This is a genomic window from Exiguobacterium sp. s161 (genome assembly GCF_018619045.1).
Lineage (GTDB): Bacteria > Bacillota > Bacilli > Exiguobacteriales > Exiguobacteriaceae > Exiguobacterium_A > Exiguobacterium_A indicum.
On record NZ_JACSNH010000002.1, the window covers coordinates 139,826 to 157,701 of the forward strand.

Consider the following 17,876-nt stretch of genomic DNA (forward strand, 5'->3'; position numbering starts at 1 on the left):
TTTAAGACAACATCAACTCAAGCAGACAGTCGACGAGATCCTTCTCGAGTTCGAGTGCTTGCAACTGGTGCATCATATTGACCGGGTCGAGCTTTTGTGACAGCAGACGGTACAAACGATCCTTCAAATCATAGCTGATTTCCGCTTGGTCGAGGAATGCATACAACCGGTCCATCTTATTCTCGTTCGTCGAGATCTCAACTTGGAGCGACAACGTGATCGTATCGGTCACTTCACCCAGTTCAACGCGAAGGGACTGCGTCGCATGATCATAGACGCCGGTGACACTCTCTCCGTCGCGCTGAACGTATCCTTCACGGACTCCACGTAAGATCAACGTAATCGAGCGGTTTTCGGGTAGCAAGTCACGGTGTCCGGTTGGTGCCGCGATCGTCAACTCACGTGCTTCCCAGTCGAGCGCAAACGTCGTCTCGACGTTGACACCGTCGCGGTGCGCGACACCTGTGCTATCGTCTTCGAACAACGTAAACCGGTTCGATGCTCCCGGGAAGACGACGACTTCGAGATCGTCCGGATTATGCAGGGCATTCGACTGTTCGAGATGACGACCGAGTGGAACGATCGCACCGGCTTTTGCGAGTACGCCTTGGTCTTCGAGATAACGGAACAGACGGATCTGCTTGCCGCCGCGGTATCGGTGCCCATTGAAGAAATCGAACCATTCCCCTTCCGGCAACCACGCTGTCGTCGCCGTCATGTGCAGCTTCCGGTGCATTGGTGTGACCATCGGCGCGACGATCAATTCCGTTCCGAAGTAGAACTGATTCGGAACGTTGTATGCTTGATCGTCTTCCGGATGCTCATAATACATCGGTGAGACGAGTGGCAAGCCGTCAAAGTGATTACGGGCATTCATCGTGTAGATGTACGGCACGAGCTGGTGCCGAAGTCGTAAATATTTCTTCATGACGTTCGCCGCATCGGTCGAATAACGCCACGGTTCTTTCCCGTTGAAGATGCTCATCGTACTGTGCAGGCGCATGATCGGACTGAAGACACCGTATTGGAGCCAACGTGTCGATAACTCGTCATCTTTCTCTCCCCGTTGATGTCCCCCGATATCATGGCTCCACCATCCATAACCGATGTTCGACGCTGTCGCCGTGAAGTACGGCTGGAATTGGAGTGATGCCCACGAGATGATCGTATCGCCTGAGAAACCAACCGGATAGCGGTGACTTCCGGGTCCCGCGTAACGTGAGAAGATCAACGGTCGATTGCCATCGCGGGCGATATCGAGCGCGTGATAATGATTGAGCATCCAGAGCGGATCAAGCCCTTTCATCTTCGAGTTCGCGCCCTGCTGCCAGTCGATCCACCAGAAGTCGACGCCATCTGCCTCGTGCGGGTGATGAAGCTTCGTGAAGTAGTTCTCGATGAACGTCCGGTCCGAGAAATCAAACGGGATTCGGACATCCGATTCGGGATCGACGCCCATCGCGACTGCCATCGCCTCGTAGGCTTCCTCAAACCCACGCACACCGTCCGCCGGATGCAAGTTGAGCGTGACCATCCGGTCGTCGTCCTTCAACCATTGTAAGAATCCGCGTGGATCCGGGAATAGATCACGGTTCCACGTGTAGCCCGTCCAGCCACTTCCGTACCGTTCCGGGATATCGGTGACATGCCAGTCCATATCGATGACACTGACCGAGAACGGAATGTCTTCTGTCTTGAAGCGCGTCATCAAATCCTTGTATTCCTTCTCACTATAACGCCAGTAGCGACTCCACCAGTTGCCGAGTACCTGACGTGGTAACATCGGCGTCGGTCCTGTCAGGTGGTAGAAGTCACGCAGTGCCTGTTTGTAGTCGTGACCGTATCCGAAGTAATAGATGTCATGCGTCCCGGAGCGTCGCGGTTCGACGAAGTGGTCTTCCGTCAGGACGAACGCGTTCGAGTCGTCGATCGCCGCGTAACCTTGCCGGGAGACAATTCCTTCTTCGAGTGGGATGACACCGTCCGCATGGTCAAGCGTCCGTGCCGTTCCTTTTAACGTCCGGAGCGGTCCGCCGAACGTATAGCGGCTGTAGTAGGTACTGAAGTTCCCTAAGACATCGATATAAAGTGTGTTCGCAGCGAACGGTCCCTTCGTATAATGCAGATGGACGTGCTCGGTGATGATTTGCAATTCTTCCTCGTTTTCGACGATGCGGTAAGCAGGTACCGGGAAATCACGATTGAAGACCGTTTGGGTCGGTCGATCCTCGAACTGTCCATCCGCCGCGTACTCGAGTCGAATCATGCGACTCGTCAAGACCGTGAAACGGTAGACATCTCCTTGGATGATGGCGTCTGGTCGTGCTTGTGGTTTCATGTCGCGCGTGTAGAAATGGGATTCATCAATTGTTCGCATACGGGTTCGGGACTTACGCCCCTTTCACTTCCTTCCAGGCTAAGTAGTGTGCAACCGATTACACATCTAGTGTATAAGAGTTCATGTTCCCACTTCAAGGAAGAATGAACCAAAAAAACGTCCCGCACCTGAAAATCGATGCGGAACGTTGCGTCATAATAAGGGTGAAATCAAGCGCGAGAGCGACTCAAAAATGCGGAAGCGGAGCGGACGTTTGACGTAATCGTTCGATGATAACTGAATCGAGACATCGAAATCAGCGATGAAGTCACGCTCGAGCTGTTCCGTACTTTCTGTGTCATACAGGAACGCCATTAGTTCATAATTGAGGACAAAACTGCGAATGTCCATGTTTGCCGTCCCGACGGCACCGATTTTCCCGTCGACGAGAAACAGTTTGGCATGGATGAAGTGACGGTTGTACGTGTAAATCTTGACGCCGTCCTTCAGAAGTGGTCCGAAGTAGGACCGGGTCCCGTAATAAGACGTAAAACTGTCGCCTTTCCCCGGCGTCAGGATGCGGACGTCGAGTCCGGCACGTGCCGCGAGTCGGAGTAGCGTCATCGTCTCATTGTCCGGAATCAAGTACGGTGTCGCAATCCAGATCGAACGTTGCGCTGCGATGATCGCGGCAATCAACGCATTGCGAATCGCGGGGTCCTTTGAGGTCGGTCCGCTCGTGACGATTTGAATCGCCCCGTCTGACGCCACATCATGTTTCGGGAAGTACTGGTGGATTGACTCATCCCCCGCAAACGTCTCCCATGTGTCATCCGATTCGATTTGGGCATAGATCCAGTCGTCGAGGAACGTCGCTTGTAATTCTTTGACGGCACGTCCTTCGAGCCGCAAATGCGTATCACGCCAAAACCCGAACTTCTTACTCTTGCCGTCGTACTCATCCCCTACGTTCAATCCGCCGGTGAAGCCAACTTTTCCATCAACGACGACGATTTTTCGGTGATTGCGGAAGTTTGCCGTGAAGATGAACAAGGGACTCGAGATTGGATCATAGGCTGCGATATGCGCTCCAGCGTCGCGTAGCGGACGCAGGAAGTTCTCACCGAGCATATAGCTTCCGAGTCCGTCATACATGAACCGCACCGTTACTCCGGCTTCGAGTCGTTCCATCAACGCTTCACGGATTGCCTTGCCTGTCTCATCGTTCCGATAAATGTAGTACTGGATGTGGACATGATGCTGTGCTTGACGAATCGCGTCAAGAATCGCCGGGAACGTCTCTTCCCCGTTCGTCAGGATGTCACTTGCTGTATGAACGTCCACCCCGCCACCACCGAAGTTACGAATCGTATTCGCGAGCTTCAAATGGTTCGGTGGCAACTCACTGACGGCAAGCGACCGGACTGGACGAATCGCTTGTTTGAGCAATTTCCGTTCGTCATGCGAACGACGATTCCGACGGCGACGCCGTGGATTCCGACCGAACATCAACCAGATGATGACTCCGAGAATCGGTAAGAAGATCAGGACGAGGAACCAAGCAATCGTCGATTCTGCGGTCCGGTTCTCGATAAAGATGATCATGATGACAGCAAGCGGCACGACCGTCGCTGAAATCGTTAAGACATAAAATAAATAGCCGAGTTGATATAGTCCCCAAATGATGCCGCCGGCGACTAAAAATACGAGTGCGAATTGTAAAATCCGGTTGCGCACAGATTTTCCTCCTTCAATTAACATACCTTCACTAGTATTCTTTCCCCATTCACTATGAAAATATAACAAAAAAGAGAAACCGCAGATACGATTTCTCGAAAGATTGACCTCTTATAAAAATGTTTCTTCGTACATCTCGCGACCAGGAATTGGATCATTCAATGACGCCCAGTCCGTTTCGTGTTCCTGGACGAGACACGCATCAAATAGCGCTTCGAGCTTCTCTTGTTCCAGTCCGATGCCGATCAAGACGAGTTCGGTCCGTCGATCCTCATCTGATGCAAAACGACCAGCGTATTCCATGTTCGACGCATATCCTGCCTGATGGAACAGCAATGCCATCTCAGGACGTGTCGCAAGGAACAAGAAGCCTTTTGCCCGGACGACTTCTTGCGGCCAGTCTTCGATCAAGGCTAGCAAGCGCTCCGGGTGGAACGGCACGTCGCGCTTGTAGACGAACGAACTGATCCCATACTCTTCCGTTTCCGGAATATGTTCTTCCGCATTCAACTCGCGGATCCAGCCAGCACTCGCTGCCGCTTGTTCAAAATCAAATAGATCAACGTCTAAGATGTCTGCCGGATCGACTTGACCATATGTCGTCTCGATCAAGCGGGCAACTGGATTTAATGCCTTTAGATAGCCGATGACGGTATGGCGTTCTTCCGCTGTCAGACAATCGACTTTATTCAAGACGATGATGTCCGCGAACTCGACTTGATCGACGAGTAGATCGACGACTTCGCGCACGTCTGTCTCATCGACTGCCTGTTTCCGCTCAATCAACGATTCACCGGATTCGAAGTCCTTCAGGAAACGGTAACCATCGATGACCGTGACCATCGCGTTGATTTTCGTGACTTGTGATAAGTCGATGGCACTGTCCGGATCCTCGTACGTAAAAGTCTGTGCGACTGGAATCGGTTCCGAGATACCACTCGATTCGATGACAATACCGTCAATATCGCCTTGGTCGACGAGGCGTTTGACTTCAAGCAAAAGATCATCACGTAACGTGCAGCAAATGCAGCCGTTCGAGAGCGTGACGAACGACTCTTCCGTCCGCGAGAATCCACCTTGCTCAATCAATGCCGCGTCAATGTTGACCTCACTCATGTCGTTGACGATGATCGCGAGGCGGCGCCCTTCGCGATTATGTAGTAAATGGTTCAATAGTGTCGTTTTACCGGATCCAAGATATCCAGATAAAACGGTGATCGATATCGGTTGCATCATCATTCATCCCCTAAAACGTAATTGTTACGTTTTATAGAGTAACCGACTTTTCACCTGACGTCAATCGTAATGATTTCGATTTATTTTATTCCCTAAAAAAGCCGATAAGCATCGACTCAAGGAGTAGACCGGGCTGACTCCAAAAAAATGACGCATCTTCTCACGCCCTTTCCTCAGGCGAGACACAAGCCAGTTTTCCTTCTTCCTTCAAGCAGGAAAGCGAGTCTTGTTTGTCTTCTGACAGCGCATAATGCGCTTTTTCCTGTAGGAGTGGCGTGTGACGCGTCATTCTTTGTAGATACTGACTTTAAAGTCAGCTCCGTCAGTTAAGAAAATAACATTTTTTCGCTCGGAATCGCTTCCTAGTGAAATACAAGCAGGAGCGACCCTGCAACGAAGTGAAGCGGCGCGATGCTCGTCCCAGGAAAATAATTCGAGCGAAACGAAAAAGCGTAACCTTACTACTGACTTTGAATCGGTAAATCCCATGTTGTCCCGATCAAATCCGTGATCCGCTCCGCTGCCTCGTGCGAAAACCCGGCAATCGTGTAATGATTCGTATCCGCAATCACATGATACATCCCGTTCGGTAAACTGTCGGCGAACGCAGCGTGAGCCGCATTGATTTGTTCGGTCAATGCCGGGTTCAACCAACTTTCTGGCATACCTCCCGCCCAGTTCGAAGCGGACAGGACGAGGACCGGCTGTGTCACGTCTTCAAGCAACGAAAGAATCATCTGATTGTTCTCTTCGACCGATTGCCATTCATCGAGCGTCCCCCGCCAATGCCCGGGTGCTGCAAAATGCCGCCATATCGGTAATTGATCAGCTTCCGGTAAGACACTGAACATCTTTTTGCCCAGATGGTCAGGAATCATCCAGGCGATCGGTCGGACGTGACTAAGGAAATAGAGGAATCGATTCCACTCCTCTTGTGTTCGTTCGTACCAGTTCGGTAATGCTGCGTCGACATCCGGATGCGACGGATCAAGCAAGACGATGCCGCGTGTCTCGTCTGCAAAAAGTCGTCCACTTGCGAGCGAGATATAGGCGCCGAGCGAGTGCCCGATGAAGACATACGGTCCTTCGATACGAAGCATCCGTAAGACGTCCGCGAGCTCATCCGCTTGATGCGTAAAGAGTCGTTTGTTTTTACCACGACTCGATCGACCATACCCGAGACGTGAATATTCAAAGACCCGCCCCCGCTTCAATAATTCAGTTCGTAGCCAGCCCCATTGGTGTCGATTCGACATCATCCCGTGATCAAGGACGAATGTGACGTTCCCATTTCCTGTCAGCCGGGTATCAAAACGACCGGCTGATGTTTCAACGATATATTCCATACACTACCCCTACTTCCATTCATTCAAATAACGAGATCTCTAGCTCGTACCCAAGGATGTTCAAGTAATCAAATAACTGGGATCGATGATGATAGAGATGCACGGCTGCTTCGATTGCCCAGCCGTTCATCGAGTCGGTAACGCCCCAGTACGTCGGACGCGTCGTAAATCCGGTCGTGACTTTCTTCTGATAGATAGAAAACGCACGATTGATTCGATCATTTAACTGATCGCGCGGGACCGGTTCCGCATAAAACGCCTGCATCGCTTCAGCCGTCGCCCCTTCTGCGATCATCAAATCGGCTTCAAGTAACACAGCGAGATGGACAGCGACTTCACCGACGGTCCGTTTCCCGGGGATTGGTCGCGCGTCCCAATCCTGCGCCTCGATCTTCTCAAACAACGCTTTCGATGTCTTCACACCAACGCCGACATGGCGGATGAGGGCATGTTCCCAGTCAGTCATGTGCATTCTTCCAAGCGATTGCGCGGTGTTCGAGTTCCTTGACGAACGCATCCTTGCCGGCGATATAGGCTTCGATATCAAGCGGATATGTCGTTGCTAATTGTTCCTTTAATGCCCCGTAAGCAGTGGCTTCTTCTGGATGCGCACGCAAATAATCCCGAAAGACGAGATGACGCTTGATTTCTGGATTTCCCGCCGCATAGAGATGGATGTGATGCGTCCGTTCGTCGCCGCCTTTTCGATAATAGCGGCGTCCCGGCATCCCGAACTCACCCTTCGCTTCGTAACCGAGCGCTTCCATCTGTGCGTCGAACTGCTCGATTCCCTCGAGCGTATCGACGACGGGTAAGATATCGATGATCGGCTTTGCTGCGAGTCCCGGAACTGATGTACTCCCCATATGATGGATCTGCTTAAGGCGTGCTCCGAACACCTCCCGTAAGTGGTCCGCTTCTCGCGTATATTCACTCGCCCATTCTGATTGATACGGTAACACAATGACTTGTCGCATGGTCGTTTCCCCCTCTCAATTCAGTATGCCAGTTTTTGGGGTAAAACAAAACGACCATCCATTTTGGAGGTCGTTAATGTTAGAGAGTCGTTAATCCGTTAAATAATCATACAGTTTCGCAGGTCCACCAAGTCGAAGATCAGCGATGATATGCTGGGCATCGACGATCTTCCGAACAGGGAAGTCAGCGAGTGGTGCCATGACATGTTCGAATAACTGAAGTCGCGCCGGTCCACGGTATGCTTCTTTAATCTCAAGATCCGTGATTTGACTCCGCGTCAGCTCGGAGATGATCAACTCGCCTTGATAACCGCGATGCTGTTTGAGCATGAACTGCGGCGCACTGATAATCGATTGTGCCTCTTCGACCGCCATCGGAACATACTTGTATCCCATCGTCGCTTGGGCGACACGGAGTGAATGGTAGTCAAGCGTTCCAACGAGTACATCATTGTCGAGATAAAGCCGGGGTGAACCATACTTCTTCGGAAACGCAGCCACTTCACGACCAGAGGCGATCGCCGGCTGATTGTTGACATACATCGAGAGGTAAAACTCACCGACCTCTCCTTGATACCGAACCGGAATGACTTGCCCGCACTCGAGATAACTCCCAAGACCTGTGCTATCCGGCATATTGATGATCTCAAACTTGATCTGATTACTCAGCACATCGAGCGGTTCCGGAACGACTGCTTGTAACGCTTCGATGTCCGTCTCATAGATGATGTTCAAGTATTCCCGATTCCGAAAGAAGATATCGACTGCCGGAAAGACCGGTGCATTGATCGGTGTCGCGACGATATTTTTTACATCTTCCTGTCTCATCTGAATCCCTCCTTTATGCGTTTAACAATGCGGCAAAGCGTGCGACACTTGTTTCAAAATCTGGAACCGTCTTCGCTGCTTGCGCTTCTTCGACGATTTCTTGAATGAGTGAGTTGAACGGCGTTTTGATATCGTACGTGTTGCCGTACATCGTGACGATCCCATTAATGAAACGAATTTCGGTCGGTTGCCCTTTTTGTAGGTCCTGCAACATGCTCGCTTCTAAGTCACGCGACCCGTGCATCAATTGTGGCACGGTGATCAGGTTTTCATCGATATCGTCTAGTGTTGCGTAGGCTGCCGGCTCAAACGTACTCATCGGCGCGAATGTGATGCCGTGGGCGTGACCGACTTCAACGACTTCCTGCATCGTATGGATCGCTGCCCGTAGCAAGACCGGATGATCGAGAACGTCGCCATACGTACCGTTACACGCAGCGGATAACCCACTGAACGTACTATTGATGACGAGTTTTGACCATTTCGTTCCCGGTAGATTATCAGAGATCTCCGTCCCACCGATGTGATCAAGGATTTCCTTCAAGTGAATGATCCGGTCCGTCTTCTTACCGTCCAGTTCACCGATTTGCATCGCATATGTCTTGAAGTGCTCGTAATCCGATGTCAGACGTGACTCACCTGGTCCGACGTACGTCGCTCCGAACTCGACGGATCCCGCGATGATGCGTTCGCGCGGAATCTGTTGTTGAATGAATTCTTCTGGTACACCGTTCTGCAAGGAGACGAGAATACCGTCTTCCTTCAAGATCGTCCGGACTTTCGCCAGAACCGGTTCATTGTAGACCTGTTTCGTCAGCAACAATACGATATCGTACATCTCCGTGATGTCATCCGGATGCATCGCATGGACGGCTTGCGTCAAATCTGGTCCAATGACATGCGCGCCTGTTGTGTTTAGCGCTTCGATATGTGCGCGATTCGTATCGATCAGATCGACACCCGCATACTGTTGACTCAAATAAGCTCCCATGATGGTTCCTAGTGATCCTGCTCCGTAAATTCCGATTTTCATATCTATCACCTCTGGTATTTACGATATACTGGTTTCATCATAAACAGAAATATATATATTTATATATTTTAATAACCTATAGGTTATGTTAGGAGGATATCATGGAACTCTTACATTTGAATTATTTTCGTCACGTCGCGGAGGAATTGAACGTGACGCGTGCTGCCGAACGATTATTCATCAGCCAACCCGCCCTCAGTGCAACGATCAAAAAACTAGAACGTGAATTGAACACGACGTTGTTTCATCGAAAAGGCAGAACAATCAGCTTGACCGACAATGGACGACTTCTGTTGCAATCAGTCGAAAAAATCGAACACGAGCTGACACGGGTCCAGGAAAGAATGATACGAAATGATGCCTCTTCTGAAACGACACTCAGTCTTGCCAGTTCGCATGGTCGCTTCATCCAATTGATTCTACGGGAATTTCTCCTACCGCAGACGGCACCTTTGTTCAACTCGGACATCCTCTCAAATCGCGACATTTTAAGCGGTCTGCTTCATCAAGAATTCCATTTCTCGATTAGCTTTATGGAACTCAAGCACCCGCTCATTACGAGCGAACCGATCGTGGAGGAAGATATCGTCATCACCTATCCTGCTTCCTATTCAGAGAAAGAAGCGATTACGGCGCTCTATGCGGACGCAACGGAGACTGCCTTTTTGTTTCCCTCTCACAATAAGGATTACAACCGCTTCATCCAATTGAAGATGGCGGAACTGAACATTTATGTCGATACCACGCACTATATTGATGACGTCTCGCTGCAACTCGCCTTACGCCAGCAACGGTATTTCAGCTTCGTTCCCGTCTCCGTCTGTCGCGAGATGGGACTTCCCTTCATCACAGACGATGTGTTTACCATTACGTCACGCCTCTATATGTCGCACGCGACGGATCAATTGACGGTCGAGCAAGCAACCATCTACGAACGTATTAAACGATTTCTACTCTCACAACGCACATATCTAGCCAAATAGAAACGGATGCCTGCATATGCAGACATCCGTGTGAGATATTACTTCGTGATGAAGTAGCGTGACTGATCGAGATGATCTTTCGCTGTATAGATGTTGAGTTTGTACGAGCCGTTCGTCAATGCCTTACGCATCTTCAAGACATAGTTCCCGTGCTGATCCGCCACGTCTTGAGCGATCAATTGATAACCAGCTTCTGTTTTTTGGTAGAGGCGGACGATTTGTCGTTTTTCGACTTTACCTGTCAACGTCTTTTTGCCTGACCATTTTTTGACTGGATACGTGTTCTTGATCGTGAACGACGCTTTTTTCGTGATCTTATTCGAGATGTCTGTCGACTTGACCGTGTACGTACCTGTCGTTAGACCGTTCTTGACCGCAATCTTGAAACCACTTGCCGTCGTTTTCGCTTTCGCGATCTTCGTTGATCCTTTATAGAGCGTCACGTCAAGACCTTCCGTTGCTTTACCGCGGAGGACCGTTGAACCGTAGACTGCTGACTTTTTATCGATCGCTGGTGTCGCAACGACACCTGTTCCGACTGTGACGTTCGTTTCTGTCTTCATGAAGCTGAGTTCAGAGACGATCGTCAACTTGTCACGCAATTTGAGCGGTCGTGTTCCGACTTCGTATTGACCCGCTACGTTTGCTGTTGCTGTTCCAAGGACTTTATCGCCAAGTTTAACTGTGACTTTCGCACCTGGAACGGCTTGACCAGTAACGACTTTTGCACCCGGTTTAACTGCTTTTGCCGAGACCGTGAAGTCTTTCATCGGAACGTTCATATTGAATTTAAGGAACGTACCTGTCTCACCTGGACGTGTTTCACCTGTGTTCGTGATGCCTTCATACCGCTTGACGTACGGTGCAGCTGCAGCCGCTGAATCAAAGCTGACCGTCGTCGGCTTACTTGCGACGAGTGACCAGTTGTCATCGGCTTTATAGTCAACCGGTTGTTTCGCTTTGATGAAGTCCGAGATGACATTACGTGTTTCGTAGGCTGATTTGTAGACGATATTCTTTCCGCCACCAAGACCTGGGAACGTCGCACTGCCTGCGCGGTAGTTGTTCGTCGCAACAAGGAATTCTTGATCGTCTGCGATCGCTTTACCTTGATACTTGATATTTTGGACGCGATTTGCGTCTTTATTGACAACGACACCATTATAGTCAAACTTCGCTGGTTTCGTGATGTCGATTTCATACGTCAATCCATCGAGGATATCAAAGTTATAGCTGCGGAATTCTTTGTTCAACAAGTTCGTTTGCTCACCGCCGACTTGGTTGAACTGACCAGCTGACATTTCGAGCCAGTCTTTGACGTCAGCCCCTGTTACTTTGACGACTTCGAGTGTATTCGGATAAACATAGAGATCGGCGACGTTCTTGAGTGCGATTGGTCCTTTTTTGATCAAGGTGTAATCGGATGCGTTGACCTGGTTACGACCACCTGTCTTGAATGGTGCACCAGCAGACAACAACGGGAGATCTTTATATTTCGCAAGATCGGCATTTTCTTTGAGTTGTTTCTCGACATACCATTTCTGAGCATTCGTTACGAACTGAACTGAATCATCGTCTTGCGCGAGAGCGAAGAAGCTCTGGATATCATCATTGATCGTCCCGACTTCTTGACGAATGTAAGCGAGCGTTCCTTCATGTGCTTTTTCGATCAACTTGACAGCACCGGCATCTGCTGTCGTGTCTTTCGTCACGTCCGCTAGTTTCGCACCAGACGTATCAACGACCCATTTCCCGTCGACTTGCTTCAACTGAAGATCGATGACTCCGACGTTTTTCCCTTGTGTGTTTGCCATGACGACCGGTTTGCCATTGATTAGACCGTTCGTCGCGTCAACGTTCGGCAGCTTGTTGAACGCTGAATCGGCTGCTGGGAACTTCCCGTGCTGATGACCTGTCATCAAGACATCGATGTCTGCGACTTTCGTCAACGCGTAGCCGACGTTCTCATCGCCATCTTTTTGATCCGTCGTATCCCCGATACCTGTGTGTGCGAGTGCAACGACGACGTCTGCGCCAGCATCTTTTAATTTTTTCGCTGTTGCTTTAGCAGTCGGGATGATATCTTCAGCCGTGACTTTCCCCGTCAAGTTCCCCGCATCCCATGCCATGATTTGTGGCGTGACGACTCCGAACACACCCACCTTGACTGTTTTCATGTCACCGTTCTGGTCCTTGACTTGACGTTCGATGATTTGATAGTCTTTTCCATCTTTGTTGTAGTCCGCGACGATCGGCTTTTTCGTGACTGCATCCAATACGTTCGAGTTGACGAACTTGATTGAACCGCTCGAAGCACTCATCGCTGACTTGAGGAAATCAAGACCGAAGTTGAATTCATGGTTTCCGAGCGTGACCGCATCATAACCGAGGTATTCCATCAATTCATACATCGGATGTTTGCCTTTGTTTCCTTTGTCATACTGATTCTTGACGTAATCACCGAATGGCGTTCCTTGAAGTGTATCTCCGTTATCGAACAAGAAGCTATTCGTAACGCCCACTTCAGCTTGTTGCTTTTTGATGACTGTAGCCGCTTTGACGAGACCAATCGTTTCGTCCTGCGCATCCTTGAAGTAATCGTAGTTCATTGAGTTCGTATGTAAATCCGTTGTTTCTAAGAAGCGTAACTTGACGACACTGTTGTCGGCAGCAAGTGTCTTGACTTGAACGACTGGTACGAGCATCGGTGCGATCAGTGTCGACGCGATGACGAGTTTCGTTGCTTTTTTCATATGGATTTCCCCCCAGGATGTTTTGACTGCTTCATTAATTTATCATGGTTCGATTATAGCTAATAGTCCTTTCAAATAGGTCGGACATCCGTCTTATTTAACCTACTTAACCAATTCCAAATACTGGCTTAACATTGTTGATTTTCCCTTTACAAATCAAGTTTAAATGGTAAAAAAAAGGTGTTTTACATCGTTGTATGATTCATATAAAAAAAACGATACTTTATCAAGATTTAGTCCTGAAAAAGTATCGTTTCAATTAATGTAAAACGTATCTGTTCATTCTCGACTCCTATAGTAAAAGAAAGCACGCGCTTCGCTTTCGTCAGGGTCAGGTTCGGCCCGTGAAATGAAGCTTAAGATTCCATGGCTTATCTCTCGACTGTAGAAAGCAAGAATGAGTTACAGCAACGTTCGTCGTCTGGATTCATGGTGCATGAGCTTCATCACTCCACGTCCCTTAAACCGTTTTCTCTGGTTTCCGTCGGACGACATAACCAAGAATTCCGGCAAGTAACGCAAGACCTGCAGCGTAGAGTACCGTCCAACCTGCCGTCTGTTGAGCGAACTCGAATAAGACGTCACTGCGCCATTTCATCGCGAACTGAACGTATGAAGCTTGACTGACGATGAAGCTGATGACACCGATCGCGATCGCAAAAATGAATGGGTCGATGATCGACTTGAAGCTTCGGATACTACAGACAAAGTAGATCGCGAACGTTACGAGCAACAGCACCCAGTACGCACTCTCACTCGAGACATTCGGTGGCGTCGCTCCTGCCGATTCCGCATCAATTACTTGGATCGTCTGCCGCGCGACGCCGTAATCAACAGGGTCGAGCTTCAATTGTGTTGCTGACAAATCCGGACGTTCTCCACCGAGTAATGTCAACAATTGTTCTGTCACCCGGTCTGTGTCGATTCCATCAACGACTTTTTGGATTGAGTCATTGAGCTGATCCGTTGAGGTCTCCCCGTTCAACATCGAGACCGGGATTTCCGCATTCGCTCCAAGGACATCTGCTTGATACACGACCTGACCGCCGTGGATCCAGTCGTACATCCCGCCACTTCCGGCGTTCAGACTCGCGACGGTGAGTGCCGTCCGTAGTGAGGAATCGCCGTCATATTCCGCTTCGTCCTGTACCGTAAAGACGAGTTGAAGTGTACTTGCGAGCATTAAAATCAGCAAGCTGGCACGACCGGCAGCTGTCAAACCGGATAACTTTTGCGGGAAGAACGCCATCCAACCAAGCAAACTGACGACGAGAAGCGGTAGGATCCCACTCATCGCATAGCCGTCTTGTAACGAGAGGAATGGCACGTCGTTTCCGCGTCCGGCAAGGACGAACCAGATGATTCCGACCGTTAAGAAGAAACTGATCGATCGAATCGTCCAACCGAGCCGACTTGCCTTAATCCGTAACACCAAAAATAACAGGACAATCAAACCGATGCCAAAAACGGAATAGAGTAACGTGCCGTAAGAGACATCAAACGTAAGTGGTGCAAGAACTTGCTTTAAGTCAATCCCAAACAACGATAAGACGTCGCCGGCAGAACTCGCATCGAGCACCTGATTGATGATTCCTTCTCGGACCGCGCTCGGCATCGTGATCGATAGCCCACCGACGAACAGAAGCATCAATGACACCGTGATGTCTGCATCTTTCCAGGAGACGTCCGCCTGTTGCATCTGCGTCACGAGATCCTGATAGTCTGAGGATGAGGTGATTTGTGAAGTCAAAAATGCCATCACACCATAGATGACACCGAAAAAGATGAGACCGATGAGGACGCCAAACAGGACATCCCAGACGGAAAACCGTCGTTGTTTCCTTTCTTGCCTTGACTCCATCCCATTTCCTCCTTTTTATGTCTGATGTTTGAATATTCCTGCTACAGCGAAACCAAAAACATCAAATTCATTCAACAGCCATTATATCCCACTTTTTCTCTGACTGTCTCCACTGATTCCCAAAACAAAAACCGGCTTCTCACAGTGAGAAGCCGGTTGAACGATCAGGTGCCATGGTATTTTTCTCTATTTAGATGCCTTCGTATGCTTGTTCCATGATCGTCCGTAATTCAGCGACAAGCGGCATCTTCGGATTCGCTGTCGTACATTGATCCTCGAAGGCATCGACTGCCATCTTATCGAGTTTTGCCTCGAAGTCTGCTTTTTGAATGCCTTGCGCCTTGAATGACATCTTGATGTTGAGACGTTGTCCAAGATCGGCAACGGCTTGGATGAGGGATTCGACCCCTTGTTCCGTCGTTGCTGCCGGAAGACCGAGGTAGCGTGCGATGTCGGCATACCGCTCATCCGCAACGAATGATTCATATTTCGGGAATGCTGCTAGTTTTGTTGGACGTGACGCGTTATAGCGAATGACGTGTGGCATCAGGATCGCATTCGTCCGTCCGTGTGGCGTGTGGAACTCGCCACCGATTTTGTGTGCGATCGAGTGGTTGATGCCGAGGAAGGCGTTCGCGAATGCCATCCCTGCCATCGTTGATGCATTATGCACTTTTTCGCGTGCTTCGGCGTCTGATCCGTTAGCATATGCTCGTGGCAAGTAGTCGAAGATCATCTTGATTGCTTTGAGTGCCAGTCCATCCGTGTAGTCGTTCGCAAGCACCGAGACGTATGCTTCTGTCGCATGCGTCAAGACATCCATTCCGGTATCAGCAGTGATTGAAGCTGGGACGGTCATGACGAATTCTGGATCAACGATTGCGACGTCTGGTGTCAACGCATAGTCAGCAATCGGGTATTTGACGTTTTTTTCTTTATCCGTGATGACGGTGAACGGTGTTACTTCTGAACCCGTACCAGAAGTCGTTGGAATCGCGACGAACTTCGCTTGACGACCGAGTGTCGGGAATTGATATGCCCGTTTGCGGATATCGAGGAATTTTTGACGTAAGTTTGAGAACGTTTCGTTCGGTTGTTCATAGAAGAGCCACATTCCTTTTGCAGCATCCATCGCTGAACCACCACCGAGGGCGATAATCAAGTCAGGCTTGAAATCACGCATCGCTTGAGCACCTGTCTGAACAGTCGTCACCGATGGATCTGGTTCGACTTGGTCGAAGATCCGGTAACTGACGGACTGTGGTAAGTTTTGAATTACTTTATCGGCATACCCGAACTGTATCATCGTTGGATCAGTGACAATCATGACACGTGAGACGTCAGTCATCGACCGCAAATACTGAACAGAGTTCTTTTCGAAGTAGATTTTTTCAGGGACCTTGAACCATTGCATGTTCACGCGTCGTCTCGCCACCTTTTTGACGTTGAGTAAGTGCTTCGCTGTCACGTTTTCAGAAACAGAGTTTTTCCCGTATGATCCGCAACCGAGTGTCAGTGATGGTGTCAACTCGTTGTACAGATCACCGATTCCGCCATGAGCAGATGGGCTGTTGACAAGGATCCGGCAGGCTTTCATGCGGAGTCCGAACGCTGTCATCAAGTCATCGTTCGTCGTATGAATGACGGCTGTATGACCGAGACCGCCGATTTCAAGCATCTGTTCGGCAATCGTGAACGCTTCTTCGGTCGAAGCGACGCGGTACGCACCGAGGACGGGACTGAGTTTTTCATGAGACAGTGGTTCTGCTGCTCCGACGTGCTCGAGTTCCGCGACGAGCATGACCGTTGTTTCCGGAACGTCGATGCCGGCTTTTTCTGCGATCCATGTCGCAGGTTTCCCGACGATGTCCGCGTTGACGGCACATGTATCGGTTTTGATGACGAGTGATTCGAGGCGTTGTTTTTCTTCCGGTGTACAGAAGTAACAACCGAGTGCTTCCATTTCTGCACGGACCGTTGCATATATTTCTTGGTCAACGATGACGGCTTGCTCAGACGCACAAATCATCCCGTTATCAAACGTTTTTGAGAGAACGAGATCGCTGACTGCCCGTTTGACTTTTGCTGATTGTTCAATGTAACAAGGAACGTTCCCTGGTCCAACACCGAGTGCCGGTTTACCTGTTGAATACGCTGATTTGACCATTCCTGCACCACCTGTTGCCAGGACCATGGCGATGTTTTCATGGTTCATCAAGACTTTCGTTGCTTCAAGTGATGGTTCTTCGACCCATTGAATGCAGTCTTTCGGCGCCCCAGCTTTGATGGCTGCATCGCGAAGTGTTTTCGCCGCTTCGACGGAACACCGTTGTGCCGACGGGTGGAACGCGAAGATGATCGGGTTACGTGTCTTAATCGCAATCAATGCTTTGAACATCGTCGTTGACGTTGGGTTGGTGACTGGTGTGACACCACAGACGACACCGACCGGTTCAGCGATATAGGTGATGCCGTTTTGGACATCTTCTTCCAGAATCCCGACCGTTTTTTCATGACGTAGACTGTTGTAGATGTATTCTGTCGCAAATATATTTTTAATCATCTTATCTTCAAAGACACCGCGCCCTGTCTCTTCTGTTGCGAGACGAGCGAGTTCGACGTGCCGTTCAAGTCCGGCAAGTGCCATATCACGGACGATCGTATCAATTTTTTCTTGATCGAATGTCAATAACTCCTGTAATGCACGTTGTCCTTTTTCAACAATTTGTCCAATTGCTTGTTCGACCGGCGTTACCGTCGATTTTGTTTTTTCTTTCACAGCCATGAGTGGTTTCCTCCCTGTCT

Annotated in this window: 12 protein-coding genes; 1 reads left to right on the forward strand and 11 read right to left on the reverse strand. The window is 49.7% G+C overall.

The features are described from left to right. Position 1: 1 nt before the first annotated feature. The 8 genes from KNQ14_RS08305 to KNQ14_RS08340 form a co-directional block, all read right to left on the reverse strand. The gene (locus tag KNQ14_RS08305) at positions 2 to 2,377 is read right to left on the reverse strand and encodes a glycoside hydrolase family 31 protein (RefSeq protein WP_214860618.1); all 2,376 of its coding nucleotides are present in this window, start codon (positions 2,375 to 2,377) and stop codon (positions 2 to 4) included. A 153-nt stretch (positions 2,378 to 2,530) separates the two neighbouring features. After that, positions 2,531 to 4,054 (reverse strand): cardiolipin synthase, encoded by a 1,524-nt coding sequence (locus KNQ14_RS08310; protein ID WP_214860619.1) that lies wholly within the window; start codon positions 4,052 to 4,054, stop codon positions 2,531 to 2,533. Positions 4,055 to 4,165: 111 nt separating this feature from the next. Beyond that, on the reverse strand, positions 4,166 to 5,287 hold the full coding sequence (locus KNQ14_RS08315; RefSeq protein WP_214860861.1) for a GTP-binding protein: 1,122 nt from the start codon (positions 5,285 to 5,287) through the stop codon (positions 4,166 to 4,168). Between the two features lie 464 nt (positions 5,288 to 5,751). Next, positions 5,752 to 6,636 carry an alpha/beta fold hydrolase gene (locus KNQ14_RS08320; protein WP_214860620.1) on the reverse strand — a complete coding sequence of 295 codons (885 nt, stop codon included), beginning with the start codon at positions 6,634 to 6,636 and terminating at the stop codon, positions 5,752 to 5,754. A gap of 19 nt (positions 6,637 to 6,655) precedes the next feature. Continuing rightward, positions 6,656 to 7,102, reverse strand: coding sequence for a DinB family protein (locus KNQ14_RS08325; protein ID WP_214748023.1), 447 nt, complete (start codon positions 7,100 to 7,102; stop codon positions 6,656 to 6,658). Further along, entirely contained in the window at positions 7,095 to 7,613 is a 519-nt protein-coding gene (locus KNQ14_RS08330) for a GrpB family protein (RefSeq protein WP_214748020.1), read from the reverse strand. Before KNQ14_RS08330 ends, KNQ14_RS08325 begins: the two co-directional genes overlap by 8 nt. A gap of 90 nt (positions 7,614 to 7,703) precedes the next feature. Next, positions 7,704 to 8,441, reverse strand: a complete 738-nt coding sequence (locus KNQ14_RS08335; RefSeq protein WP_214748017.1) for an acetoacetate decarboxylase — start codon at positions 8,439 to 8,441, stop codon at positions 7,704 to 7,706. 13 nt (positions 8,442 to 8,454) lie between these two features. Continuing rightward, positions 8,455 to 9,474: a ketopantoate reductase family protein gene (locus tag KNQ14_RS08340; RefSeq protein WP_214860621.1), complete on the reverse strand. Its 1,020-nt coding sequence runs from the start codon at positions 9,472 to 9,474 to the stop codon at positions 8,455 to 8,457. A 101-nt stretch (positions 9,475 to 9,575) separates the two neighbouring features. Between KNQ14_RS08340 and KNQ14_RS08345 the strand changes: the two genes are divergently transcribed. Continuing rightward, positions 9,576 to 10,457: a LysR family transcriptional regulator gene (locus KNQ14_RS08345; protein WP_214860622.1), complete on the forward strand. Its 882-nt coding sequence runs from the start codon at positions 9,576 to 9,578 to the stop codon at positions 10,455 to 10,457. 38 nt (positions 10,458 to 10,495) lie between these two features. Here KNQ14_RS08345 and KNQ14_RS08350 read toward each other — a convergent pair whose 3' ends face one another. The 3 genes from KNQ14_RS08350 to adhE all read right to left on the reverse strand — a co-directional run bounded on the left by KNQ14_RS08350 (position 10,496) and on the right by adhE (position 17,856). Beyond that, positions 10,496 to 13,210, reverse strand: a complete 2,715-nt coding sequence (locus KNQ14_RS08350; protein WP_214860623.1) for a bifunctional 2',3'-cyclic-nucleotide 2'-phosphodiesterase/3'-nucleotidase — start codon at positions 13,208 to 13,210, stop codon at positions 10,496 to 10,498. A gap of 460 nt (positions 13,211 to 13,670) precedes the next feature. Then, the gene (locus tag KNQ14_RS08355; protein WP_214860625.1) at positions 13,671 to 15,071 is read right to left on the reverse strand and encodes a hypothetical protein; all 1,401 of its coding nucleotides are present in this window, start codon (positions 15,069 to 15,071) and stop codon (positions 13,671 to 13,673) included. A gap of 190 nt (positions 15,072 to 15,261) precedes the next feature. Further along, positions 15,262 to 17,856 carry a bifunctional acetaldehyde-CoA/alcohol dehydrogenase gene (gene adhE, locus KNQ14_RS08360; protein WP_214860627.1) on the reverse strand — a complete coding sequence of 865 codons (2,595 nt, stop codon included), beginning with the start codon at positions 17,854 to 17,856 and terminating at the stop codon, positions 15,262 to 15,264. Between the last annotated feature and the right edge of the window lie 20 nt (positions 17,857 to 17,876).

Bases quoted from the DNA above. Each gene is read 5' to 3' on its own strand.
- KNQ14_RS08305 (WP_214860618.1), bottom strand. From the start codon at position 2,377: ATGCGAACAATTGATGAATCCCATTTCTACACGCGCGACATGAAACCA.
- KNQ14_RS08315 (WP_214860861.1), bottom strand. From the start codon at position 5,287: ATGCAACCGATATCGATCACCGTTTTATCTGGATATCTTGGATCCGGT.
- KNQ14_RS08320 (WP_214860620.1), bottom strand. From the start codon at position 6,636: ATGGAATATATCGTTGAAACATCAGCCGGTCGTTTTGATACCCGGCTG.
- KNQ14_RS08325 (WP_214748023.1), bottom strand. From the start codon at position 7,102: ATGACTGACTGGGAACATGCCCTCATCCGCCATGTCGGCGTTGGTGTG.
- KNQ14_RS08330 (WP_214748020.1), bottom strand. From the start codon at position 7,613: ATGCGACAAGTCATTGTGTTACCGTATCAATCAGAATGGGCGAGTGAA.
- KNQ14_RS08335 (WP_214748017.1), bottom strand. From the start codon at position 8,441: ATGAGACAGGAAGATGTAAAAAATATCGTCGCGACACCGATCAATGCA.
- KNQ14_RS08340 (WP_214860621.1), bottom strand. From the start codon at position 9,474: ATGAAAATCGGAATTTACGGAGCAGGATCACTAGGAACCATCATGGGA.
- KNQ14_RS08345 (WP_214860622.1), top strand. From the start codon at position 9,576: ATGGAACTCTTACATTTGAATTATTTTCGTCACGTCGCGGAGGAATTG.
- KNQ14_RS08350 (WP_214860623.1), bottom strand. From the start codon at position 13,210: ATGAAAAAAGCAACGAAACTCGTCATCGCGTCGACACTGATCGCACCG.
- KNQ14_RS08355 (WP_214860625.1), bottom strand. From the start codon at position 15,071: ATGGAGTCAAGGCAAGAAAGGAAACAACGACGGTTTTCCGTCTGGGAT.
- adhE (WP_214860627.1), bottom strand. From the start codon at position 17,856: ATGGCTGTGAAAGAAAAAACAAAATCGACGGTAACGCCGGTCGAACAA.